The 10,434-nt window shown below is 72.2% G+C and carries 8 protein-coding genes; 2 read left to right on the top strand and 6 right to left on the bottom strand.

From position 1 onward, the window contains the following. Positions 1-1,052, bottom strand: a 1,052-nt coding sequence (locus tag ACLEQD_RS28100; protein ID WP_410388158.1) for an aldehyde dehydrogenase family protein, incomplete at its 3' end; no start/stop codon positions are given. Between the two features lie 202 nt (positions 1,053-1,254). Then, a complete protein-coding gene (locus ACLEQD_RS28095) occupies positions 1,255-1,695 on the bottom strand; it encodes a hypothetical protein (protein ID WP_410388156.1) in 441 nt (146 codons plus the stop codon). Positions 1,696-1,957: 262 nt separating this feature from the next. Here ACLEQD_RS28095 and ACLEQD_RS28090 point away from each other — a divergent pair, with 262 nt between their 5' ends. Both ACLEQD_RS28090 and ACLEQD_RS28085 read left to right on the top strand, forming a co-directional pair. Next, complete coding sequence (locus ACLEQD_RS28090) at positions 1,958-3,697, top strand: PilZ domain-containing protein (RefSeq protein WP_410388154.1); 1,740 nt, start codon at positions 1,958-1,960, stop codon at positions 3,695-3,697. Beyond that, entirely contained in the window at positions 3,694-4,443 is a 750-nt protein-coding gene (locus ACLEQD_RS28085; RefSeq protein ID WP_410388152.1) for a hypothetical protein, read from the top strand. Before ACLEQD_RS28090 ends, ACLEQD_RS28085 begins: the two co-directional genes overlap by 4 nt. Before the next feature lie 6 nt (positions 4,444-4,449). Here ACLEQD_RS28085 and ACLEQD_RS28080 read toward each other — a convergent pair whose 3' ends face one another. The 4 genes from ACLEQD_RS28080 to ACLEQD_RS28065 all read right to left on the bottom strand — a co-directional run bounded on the left by ACLEQD_RS28080 (position 4,450) and on the right by ACLEQD_RS28065 (position 9,734). Continuing rightward, positions 4,450-5,679: an AAA family ATPase gene (locus ACLEQD_RS28080; protein ID WP_410388151.1), complete on the bottom strand. Its 1,230-nt coding sequence runs from the start codon at positions 5,677-5,679 to the stop codon at positions 4,450-4,452. A 179-nt stretch (positions 5,680-5,858) separates the two neighbouring features. Then, positions 5,859-6,383: a GNAT family N-acetyltransferase gene (locus ACLEQD_RS28075; protein WP_410388150.1), complete on the bottom strand. Its 525-nt coding sequence runs from the start codon at positions 6,381-6,383 to the stop codon at positions 5,859-5,861. A gap of 10 nt (positions 6,384-6,393) precedes the next feature. Further along, a complete protein-coding gene (locus ACLEQD_RS28070; RefSeq protein WP_410388149.1) occupies positions 6,394-8,349 on the bottom strand; it encodes a glycoside hydrolase domain-containing protein in 1,956 nt (651 codons plus the stop codon). 140 nt (positions 8,350-8,489) lie between these two features. Beyond that, positions 8,490-9,734: a phospholipase D-like domain-containing protein gene (locus ACLEQD_RS28065; protein ID WP_410388147.1), complete on the bottom strand. Its 1,245-nt coding sequence runs from the start codon at positions 9,732-9,734 to the stop codon at positions 8,490-8,492. Positions 9,735-10,434 lie beyond the last annotated feature (700 nt).

The raw sequence follows: 10,434 nt of genomic DNA, 5'->3' as shown, positions 1-10,434 counted from the left end.
CGCGTCAGCAGCACGCGCGCGCCGTCCGCCTGGGCCTTGGCGATGGCCGTCTCCAGCCGGTCCACCGCGCCCCGGTCGATGAGCGCGCCCATGCCCGGGCCGACCTCCAGCCTCGCCGCCCGGCGGACGAGGTCGTCCACCAGCGGCTGCACGTCCCCCACCGCGAGCATCACGCTGGCCGCCATGCAGCGCTGGCCCGCGCAGCCGGTGAACGAGTCCACCACCGCCTGCGGCGTGAGGTCCGGGTCCGCGTCCGGCACGACGATGAGGTGGTTCTTCGCGCCACCCAGCGCCAGCACGCGCTTGCCGTGGCGGCTGCCCTCCACGTAGACGTGCCGCGCGACGGGGGATGAGCCCACGAAGGCCAGGGCCTTCACGTCCGGGTGCTCCAGCAGCGCGTCCACCGCGGGCTTCGCGCCGTGCACGACGGAGAAGACGCCGGGCGGATAGCCCGCCTCCACCATCAGCTCTCCCAGCGCGGTCGCGGTGAGCGGCACCTTCTCCGACGGCTTGAGGATGAAGGCGTTGCCCACCGTGACGGCGATGGGGAACAGCCACAGGGGCACCATCGCGGGGAAGTTGAACGGCGTGATGCCGGCGACGACGCCCAGGGGCTCGCGGCGGTATTCGCAGGTGACGCCCCGGCTCACCTCCAGGTGCGCGCCGCCATCCAGGTTCTGGAGCGACAGGGCGAAATCACAGACTTCCAATCCCTTGAGCAAGCCCGCGCGGCCCTCCGCCACCGTCTTGCCGGATTCACTGGCGGCCAGGTGCGAGAGCCTTTCCAGCCGCGACTCCAGCAGCGCGCGGAAGCGTTGCAGGAATTGGGTGCGCTCGCGCAGCGGGGTGACGCGCCAGCCCTGCGCGGCGGCCTTCGCGGCCTCCACCGCCTGGGCGACACCGGAGGCCGTCGTCAGCGGCACGCGGCCGATGAGCGCGCCTGTGTAGGGACTGCGGACCTCCTGCGCGGACGCTCCGGCGGGAGAGACCCACTCTCCGCCCACGAGGTTGCGACAAGAGACGACGCTCTCGGGAAAACGAACAAAGGACACGCGCACCCCCCCGGTGTTGCGTGACGAATGGGCGGCAAGGATAGACGCAAACCTGGAAGCCAGGGCAAGGCGAGGGGCGTCATCGTGTCATTGCCTGATCGGAAGCGATGGATCTCCCCAGCTTGCTGTGTCGCAAACCCGACCCATTCGCGCGGCAGGGATTGCCAATGCCCGGGTGCGCGAACGTGCGCGCCGCGCCTCGTCAGGCCTGGGAGAGCATCCGCTGGTGCCGCTCCGACAGCGCGGTGACATCCGTGAGGGTGCGCAGCTCCGCGATGGCGGTGGCGTCCTCGGTGTCCGGGTTGAGGCCGAGCGAGATGGCCTCCAGGTACAGCTCCAGCGACAGCAGGAAGCGCGAGTCGGCGGTGAGGGGGTCGCCCTGCTCGCGCATCAGCTCGCCGTCCTCACGCACCAGCTTCGCGAGCATCCGCGTGCGCGCGGCGGTGCCGAGCAGGCGGGAGGTGGACTCGGCGTCCGCGAGGACGAGCGCGCCGTACTCCATGCCCAGCACGGTGAGGGCGGTGTCGCGGAGGTGGTTGCGCGCGTCCCCGTACCGCTTCTCCTTCCGGGCCTTGAGGATGCTGGCGATGGCGGCGGCGAACTGCTCGGCAGCTCGCTCGATGAAGTCCTTGCGGAGGGACATGGGGCGCTCAGGCTAAGCCCGTCCCGGGGCGCACGCACCTTTCCCACCGTGACGCCACCCCGCTGTCACATGAAACCCAGGGGGTTTCGCACGTTTTCACTGTCTGGTGGGGCAGCGAGAAGGCGGCGGACCGCGCCGCCGGTGTTCGTGTGCCGGGGAGCGACGACCAACCCGGACGCCCGGGTCCGTATCCATTTCAAGCGCGGATCCACGGAAGCCGGGTGATTCGCGCGCCCCGCCGTCATTCATCTGGAGAGTCATCGTGGGAGCGTCTTCCGCTCGCGCACCGCTGCGTCCGTTGTCCGAGGCATCCGTCCTGGAAGGGAATGTCCGGCGGGACATCACCGATCCCGAGCGCATCCGCATCATCCTCGCCACCGCCGCCGCGCTGGGCTCGCCCGCCCTGCTGCGCCGGGGGGACACGGCGTCGCCGCTGCGGCTGGAGACGCTGGAGCCGGAGGGCGGGGGCCTCCACTGGTCCGGCCTGACGGTGGAGCCGGGCGCGGACGCGTGGGAGGTGGAGGTGTTCGGTCACGGCTGCGTCTACCGGATGCTCCTGTCCGGCGAGACGGTGGAGCCGGGGACCTGGGTGACGCCGCCGCCGCGCCAGTTGATCCAGGTGCGCCGCCGGGCCCACCGGCGTGCTCCCGCCCCCGCGGACCTGCGCGTGCGGCTGCCGTTGCCCGGCTGGTTGGGCCGCGAGCGCGAGGCGGTGGACGTGTCCCCGCATGGGCTGTCACTGCGGCTGGGCACGGGGGAACGGCTGTCACCGGGCCGGGTGCTCCAGCCCATCGAGCTGCGCACGGCAGGAGGCGAGGCCGTGTCGCTGCGCGGTGAGGTGCGCCATGTGTCCGAGCGCGCCGACGGTGAGCTCCAGTGCGGGCTCCAAGTGACGCCGCTGTCCTTCGAGGATGCGGAGCGCTGGCAGGCGCTGGTGGCCGGGGCGCTCCATCCGACGACGCGCACCGATGGGGCCCTGGCGGAGGAGCACTGGCGGCTGTTCATCGACTCCGGCTACTTCAACCTGGCGGGCCGGTCCGCCGAGGACTTCGAGGCGCGGCGGCGGAGCTTCGTCGAGCTGGGCCGCCAGACCGGCGCGATGGGGACGGTCCTCACCGAGGTGGTGTGGCCTTCCGAGCGCGGCGTGGAGGCGACGCTCTCCGCGATGAAGCCGTACCGCTCCCTGTGGGTGGTGCACCAACTGGCGCGGCGCCAGGACGCCACGCGGTTCGAGCGAATCAAGGGACAGCTGCTGCGCGACGTGTACGTGCACTGCGTGGAGCACGCGCAGCGGGATGGCGGGTTCCGGTGGCTCGCGGCGTACATCGAATCGACCGTGCCCTTCACGTACCGCGCGCACGCCGGCTTCGCCGACCGGATGGCGGCGACGGGACGGACGTTGCTCCTGCCCCTGCGAATGATTGACGTCGAGTGCGCGCATCCCCCAGCCCCGCGGCGGACGGGCCTGGAGCTGGGGCCCGCGACGGAGGCGGAGCGGCGGCTGCTGGTGGAGCGGATCGCCCTCACACGCCCCGCCTGCTACGCGGAGGCGCTGGACCTGCGGCTGGAGACGCTGGACCTGCGGGACGCGGCTCGGGACTGGCAGGCGGTGGGGCTGGAGCGCGAGCGGCACCTGCTGGTCGCTCGCGAGGGCGCGAAGCCGGTGGCGGTGGCCGTCCTGGAGTCGGGGCCTCCCGGCACCAACCCCTTCGGGCTGCTGGACTCCGTGCGGCTGTTCGCGCTGTCGCCGCGAGCGCGGCAGGCCTACCCGGCGCTGATGGACGGAGCGCGCCGCTGGTTCGCGCACCGGGGCCGCGACGGCTTCACCTTCCTGGCCGAAGAGGCCGGCGACGTGGAGGCCGCGGGCCTGCACGACGCCGCCCCCGACGCGAAGCCCTTGCTGTGGCTCATCCCCGCCGACCTCGCTCCCGAGTTCCTGGAGCACCTCCACGAGCAGACGGCACCCCGTCCGCTCTCCCACCCCCAGAAGGAGCTGTCATGAGCCTCATCCAGACGCAGTACCTGCCGCACGTGAAGGAAACCCGAACCCGCCTGGAGACGGACGCCGTCGTGCGCACGCTCCTGTCGCCGGACATCTCGCCGGACCTGATGGCGCGCTTCCTCATCGAGTGGTCCGCCCGGGGCGCGTACATGACCGAGCCCGTGGACGGGTGGATCCGCGGCGCCGGTGAGCGCTGCATCGCGCTGGGACAGGAGAAGGTGGGCCGGCAGCTCATCACCCACGCGAAGCACGAGGCCGGCCACCACCTGATGACCATCCAGGACGCGCGCGTGCTGACGGAGCAGTGGAACGCGAGCCACACGCAAGCGCTGAATGCGGAGGCGCTGGTCGCCCAGGCGCCCACGGCCGCCATGCGCGAGTACCGGCAGGTGCACGACGAGGCCATCACCGGCGACCTGCCGCTGGGCCAGGCGGCCATCGAGTACGAGGTGGGCTACCTGGCGGTGGTGCTGGTGCCGCGCATCCTGGCGCGCGTGCGCGAGGTGCTGGGACAGGGCACGCTGGACACGCTCACCTTCCTGCGCGAGCACGCGGAGGTGGACGTGGGCCACACCGCGCTCAACGAGCGGATGATGGAGGGGCTCCTGAGCACCCACCCCGAGGAAGGCCGGCGGCTGGCGGCGTTCGGCGCGCGCGGGCTGGACTGCTACCTGCGCTTCCTGGACGACTGCCTGGAGGCGGCGCGCCAGGGCCTGGGCGCCGGTGCCACCGCCGCGGCGGCCTGAAGGGACTCACGGCGCCGCGTGGCTCCGTGACTTCCAGTACTCGCGCTGTGCTGGCACGGAGACGAGCTCCCGCTCCGGATAGCGCAGCGCGGTCAGCTTCCCTCCGAACACGCAGCCCGTGTCCAGACAGACGGTGTTGTTCACCCACTCGGCCTCCGGCACGGAAGTGTGGCCGTACACGACCGTCGCGTGGCCCTGGTACTGCCGGGCCCAGTCGGCGCGCACCGGCAGGCCGTAGGCGTCCGCTTCGCCCGTCGTCTCTCCGTAGAGGGCGAAGTCGCGCACCTCGGGGGTGTCCCGGCCGTGCATGCGCTCCTTCAGGCCCGCATGCGCCACCACCAGGTGGCCGTCGTCCAGGACGTAGTGCGCAGAGCGGGCCTCGATGAAGTCGGCGACCGCCTGGGAGAACCCGGGCGGTTCGCGCTCCAGTTGCTCCAGCGTCATCGCGAGCCCGCGCGCCACGCGCACGTCCTTGCCACGCAGCTTCTTGAGCAACTTGATTTCATGGTTGCCCGGCACGCACAGCGCCGTGCCCGCCTCCACCATGCCCATCACCAGGCGCAGCACGTCCGTCACGCCCGGCCCCCGGTCCACCAGGTCGCCCAGGAACACGACCTTGCGGCCGGCGGGCGTGCCCACGTCGTAGCCGGGCGCTCCGTCCGCGCGCGGCGCGACCGTGTAGCCCAGCTCCGTCAGCAGGGCCTTCAGCTCGTCGGCGCACCCGTGGATGTCCCCGATGATGTCGAAGGGCCCGTGCTCGTCCTGACGGTGGCTGGGGAGCGGACGGTGCTCGAACGACACCGCGTCCACCGTCTCCGGCGTGAGCACGTGCACGTGCCGGATGCCTTCCTTCGTCAGCCCCTTCAGCGCGTTCTGGAGCTGCTGGATTTGATTGCGAAGGGCTCGGGGACCGGGGTGCGACCCGGTGCGCGCGCGGTTGCGCTCCAGACAGAGCGCTTCCGGCGTGTCCATGGCCACCGCGACCAGGGCGACGTGGTGCTCACGCGCCAGGGTCACGTAGTGACGGCGCGACTCCGCGCTCAGGGGCACGCCGTCGATGACGGTGAGCGTGCCCTGCTCGAGCCTTCGCGCCACCTCGTCGTGCAGCTTCGCTTCGTCGCCCGTGCCGGGCAGCACGTCCTCCGGGAGGAAGTGCGCGTTCGCGAGGGTGGACTTGCCGGAGCCAGAGGGACCGATGAGCAGCACGAGCGACTGCTCGGGAATGGGAATCTTCATGATGGGAACACCGGAGTGGGGGTCGGCGTGCCGACCAGCGCCCCTTCCGGGGCAGGGCGCGCGCCACCACTCCAGCGCGCGATCCCTTCCGGTGCCCGGGTCACGCGAGCCTTCGCGGACCCTCCGGCGTCAGACGGGATGCGCAATCCACGGATGCGCGCGCTCCCGCCTGACATGCGTCACTTCATGGGCAGCAGATACGCTTCCAGGTACACGTCCGGAAGACGGTCGATGTCGCCCTCCGGCGCACGCTGGTAGCCCCGGCGCTCGTACATGCGCGCGACGCCCTTGGCGCCCCGGCGCACGTGGAGGGAGATGGCGTCCACGCCCCAGCGCTTCGCGAGGGCTTCCGTCTCCGCGAGCAGCGGCTGTGCCAGCCCCTGCCCCTGGAAGCGCACCGACGTGGCCAGGGCGCGCAGGTCCGCCGTGCGGGGCAGCCAGGCCTCGGTGCCGGGCGCGCCGGGCGGGTACAGGGCCACCGTGCCGGCGAGCTCGCCGTCCACCTCCGCCACGAGGATGGTGCACGCACCGCGCCTCGAAGCGACGTCGCGCAGGAACGCCTTGCGCTCCTCGGAGTAGACGACCTCCGGCATCAGCTTCGCGTACTGCGTGGTGTAGGCCTCCACCAGCAGCTCCCCAATCACCTTGTCGTCCTCGGGCCGCGCCTCGCGGAGGATGACCCGATTCGTCACGTCCGTGCTCATGCGTCGCCCTCTAGCATGACGACCCGGGCCTGCGCGCGGGCACGGTCACGCGGGCGCGCTGACGGCGCATCCCGCCGAGCATCCAGGCCGCGAACAACAGGCCTCCCGCGACCGCCGCCGTGCCGCCGCCGCCCGTGGTGCAGCCTCCCGCCTGCGCGTTGGCCAGCGCGTCCGGTGCCACGTCGGAGGTGGGCCCGGGTGTGCCTTGCGACGGTCCTCCCGCGGCCTCTTCCGGCGCGGAGGAGGTGCCCCCGTCCGCCGGCTGCTGGGTGCCCGCGTCCGGCGTCGGGTGGGCGGTCAGCTCCTCGTAGCGCTGGATGAGCTTCAGCCTCGCCGCGTCGAACGCGGCGCCGTCGTCCGTCACTCGCGACGCGGCCGGAATCAGGTCCCTGGCCACCTTGCGCGCGAAGTCCGGGTCTCCCGCGTCACTCACCGCCTTGAGCCACTCGTAGTCCTGCATGCCCTGGCGGAGGAGCTTGAGCCGCAGCGACGCCACCGGCACGTCCGTCTTCCCACCGATGGCCGCCGGCGTGCCCGGGTAGAACAGCGTCCCGTCCCCGTTGCCGTTGAAGCGGTACTGGTCCGTCCACGCCGTGGAGAGCATGCCCACCGTCTGGTAGTAGAGCTCGCCCGTCGCGCCCTCCAGGAACGTGACCCACTCCATCGCGCGCGCCTTCGCCGCCGACCGGTCCAGCATGTACGACGGCCAGCCCGCGCCCGGCTGGTTCTCCGGCGCGTTGGTCCCATACGCACAGCCGTGGCTCATGCAGCTCTGATACATCCACAGCTCGGTTCCCGGACGCTCCAGGAAGCCCGTGTACGTCCCGCGCTGGTCGCCCCGGAAGTCCGCGGCCGTGCCGTCCAGGTGGTTCACCAGCGGCACCGCCACGTCCACGTACTCCTCCAGGCCGTTGCCCTTCAGCTCGCGCGAGTTCGTCGTCAGCATCGTGCGCAGCCCGGGGGCCGCCTGGCGCACCAGGTCTCCCGTCGCGCGCACCTGTTCGAAGGTCGTGCCGTAGGGCGGCTCGTCCCCCAGCTGCACGTAGGCCCGGTCCAGCCAGCCCCGCTCCTTCATGTGCGCCGTGAAGTCCCCCAGGTTCGCGGCGTCGAGCGGCCCCACGTACTCCAGGCTCGTCATCCGCGCGCCTTGCAGCCGCGTGGGCGCGGTCCCGTCCAGGTACGGCCCCCACGTCGCGTCGAAGTCGCTCCACGCCGGCGGCCACGGCTTGCGCGGGAAGAGGCTGGACAGCGTGAAGCGGTGCTCCAGCGCCATCCGCTGGTAGCGCGCGAGCAGCGGCCGCAGCTCCTCCGGCGTGCAGTCCTCGCGCCCCGTGTGCGCGCGGCAGACGTGCGGCGGCCAGAGCAGGAACGCCGACGGCAGCGAGGAGGTGCTCGGCAGCGCCGCGTCCACCACCGTCAGCCTCGCCGTCACCTGCCGCTGGAAGCCTCCGTCCGCCTCCACCGTCACCGTGCCCATGTAGTCGCCGGGCGGCGCGTCCTGGGGCACGTGCACGTCCACCCAGACGGCCCGGGCCTCTTTCGCGGGCACGTCGAAGGGGAAGGCGCCGCGCGCCTCACCGGCGATCTCGTCCGTGTCCGGCACCAGCCCGTCCGGCCACGCGCCCACCGGCTCTCCCGCCACCGACGCCTGCTTCGTGGAGATGAGCGCTTCGCGGTACAGCGTCACGTCCGGCCCGGACAGCGTCGTGGCGCCGGGGCCCTCCAGCGCGGGCAGCTTCGCGCGGACGTTCCTCAGCCCCGTGTCGCCGCCCTGCAGCGCGACCTGGAAGGAGACGAACTCGTTGCGCGCGGCGGTGAGCCGCACCTCGGTGGCGCTCCGGGCGGCGGTCCCCGGCCGCACCTTCACCATCATCCCCTCGCCCCACACGGCGGGCCCGGCCGCGAACACCGGCAGGGCCACGGTCAGCGACAGCAGGGCGGCACGGAACGGTCGAATCGAAGGCATGAAGAGACCAACGCGCCCCGGCCCCGCGTGGCTTCCCGCATCGGCCGTCCCTTGTCAGCCGGACAGGCAGGCGGCCGAGGGCCCCCGCGCCTCGTGCGGTGGGTCCAGGCGTCGTTCCTCGAGGCCCGCGTGCGCCCGGCTCACAGGAAGTCGCCGATGAGCCCCGGGAGCTGTTCCTTCAACTTCTGAAGCAGACCGCGCCGCTTCCAGCCCTGCCAGTGGACCTCCGCGGAGTGCGTGAGGTCCTGCTCGAAGGCGGCGGCCAGCTCCTCCGCCAGCACCGGGTCCTCCACCATCACCGAGCCCTCGTCGGTGTGGTTGAGCGCCAGCGGATCCAGGTTGGTGGAGCCCACGACGCTCAGCGTGTCGTCCGCGACCAGCGTCTTGGAGTGCATCATCGAGATTTCGTATTCGTAGATGCGCACGCCGCCCTCCAGGAGCCGTGCGTAGGACGCGCGCTGCGCGGTGAGCACGGGTCCCACGTCGTGGTAGCGGCCGGGCACCAGCACGCGCACGTCCACGCCCTCGCGCGCCTTGAGGATGAGCATGTCGCTGATGGCTTCCGACGGCAGGAAGTACGAGTTGGCGATCCACAGCCGGTGCTTCGCGGCCGCGATGGACAGCAGCCACATCCTCGACGCCTGCGAGAGGAAGCGGTGGCCGGTGCTGGCGACGAAGCAGGCCCGCGCGTTTCCCGCGGGGGCGAGCTCCGGGAAGGACTCCGGGGGCAGGAAGTCGCCGCCGGACTCCTGCCAGTTCTGCGCGAAGGCGATCTGCATGGCTCGCACGACGGGGCCCCGGACCCGCACGTTGGTGTCCCGCCAGGTCTCCGGCGCGTCGCCATTTCCCAGCCAGCTGCGCCAGATGCCGAAGCCTCCGGTCAGCGCGACCTCGCCGTCGCGGATGACCATCTTGCGGTGCATGCGCGCGCGGATCCGCACCGCGTCCAGGGACATCACCGCGCCCTGATAGGGCCGGTAGATGCGCACGTCGCAGCCGGCGTCCGCGAGCACGGGGGCCACGACCTCGAAGTTCACGCTGCCCAGCGGATCCACGATGACGCGGCACTGCACGCCGGGGGCGCGCTCGCGCAGCGCGATGAGCAGCCGGTCCGACGGGATGCCCGGACGCCAGATGTAGCTGGCGATGTGGATGCTGGAGCGGGCGGCGCGGATCTCCTCCTCGATGACGTCGAAGACGCGGCCGTTCTGCACCAACTCCACGCCGTTGCCGGGCTCCATGGGGAAGCCCAGCGTCTGCTCGATGGCGAGCTCCCGCGCCTCCGGGTCCTCCGGCAGCGCGCGCAGGCGCAGGTCCTGCCGGTGGTTCGGGTAGGGACACCCCGCGGCGAGCAGGGCGATCAAGATGAGCCAGACCAGCCGCACGGTCCGAAGCTAGGGCAGCCCCCGCCCTTCCGCATCCGCCGTGTGATTCCGCGAGGAGGAAGGGCGTGAACGCGCAGGGCCACCGTCCACCCGCCGACGGTTGAAGCGCGTGAAACACATACCCGGTGGTGCCGGACACGCCGCATGCGCACTGCTGAGAGCACACACAGCGGGGCACGCGAGGAGGACGGACACGGCATGCGGCGACGGAGGATGGCACCAGCCCGCGGGGCGCTCCTGCTGATGGGCCTGCTGGGCGCACCGGTCGCGGTCGCTGCCGTGAGGCCCCAGGAGAGTCCTCCAGCGCGCTCGGGCCCACCGGCGACCGGCGGTGGCGCCGCGCTCCCAGTGCCCTTGCCGGAGGCTGGCGACGCGCCCGGGGCTCGTGATGACCCGCGCGAAGCGGTTCCGCCCGCATCCGCCGCACCGTCGCGTGAAGCGGATCCGCCCGCGCAGCCATGCGCGGCCGAGCCACCCGCGTCCGCCTCGGAGCCGCCTCCATCCCGCGCGCCGGATCCGCCTCCGCCTCCGCTGGAGCCCACCGTCCTGGATGTGCCGTTGCTGGGCGCGGACCCTCCGCCTCCCGCCGTGCCTCCACGTGCGCTGCGGCCTTCATTCCGCATGGAGAGCCCGACACGGAGCCCCTTGTCCGGCGCACCTGGGCCGCGCATGGCGGCGTCACGCTGCTGCCCTGGCGCCG

It is taken from the genome of Corallococcus sp. 4LFB (assembly GCF_046520365.1).
Taxonomy (GTDB): domain Bacteria; phylum Myxococcota; class Myxococcia; order Myxococcales; family Myxococcaceae; genus Corallococcus; species Corallococcus caeni.
The sequence above is the reverse complement of the archived record's forward strand: the minus strand, read 5'-3'. Positions and strand labels throughout refer to the sequence as shown.

Excerpts from the sequence above, each read along its gene's own strand:
- ACLEQD_RS28095 (WP_410388156.1), bottom strand. The coding sequence starts at position 1,695 with ATGTCCCTCCGCAAGGACTTCATCGAGCGAGCTGCCGAGCAGTTCGCC.
- ACLEQD_RS28085 (WP_410388152.1), top strand. The coding sequence starts at position 3,694 with ATGAGCCTCATCCAGACGCAGTACCTGCCGCACGTGAAGGAAACCCGA.
- ACLEQD_RS28080 (WP_410388151.1), bottom strand. The coding sequence starts at position 5,679 with ATGAAGATTCCCATTCCCGAGCAGTCGCTCGTGCTGCTCATCGGTCCC.
- ACLEQD_RS28075 (WP_410388150.1), bottom strand. The coding sequence starts at position 6,383 with ATGAGCACGGACGTGACGAATCGGGTCATCCTCCGCGAGGCGCGGCCC.
- ACLEQD_RS28070 (WP_410388149.1), bottom strand. The coding sequence starts at position 8,349 with ATGCCTTCGATTCGACCGTTCCGTGCCGCCCTGCTGTCGCTGACCGTG.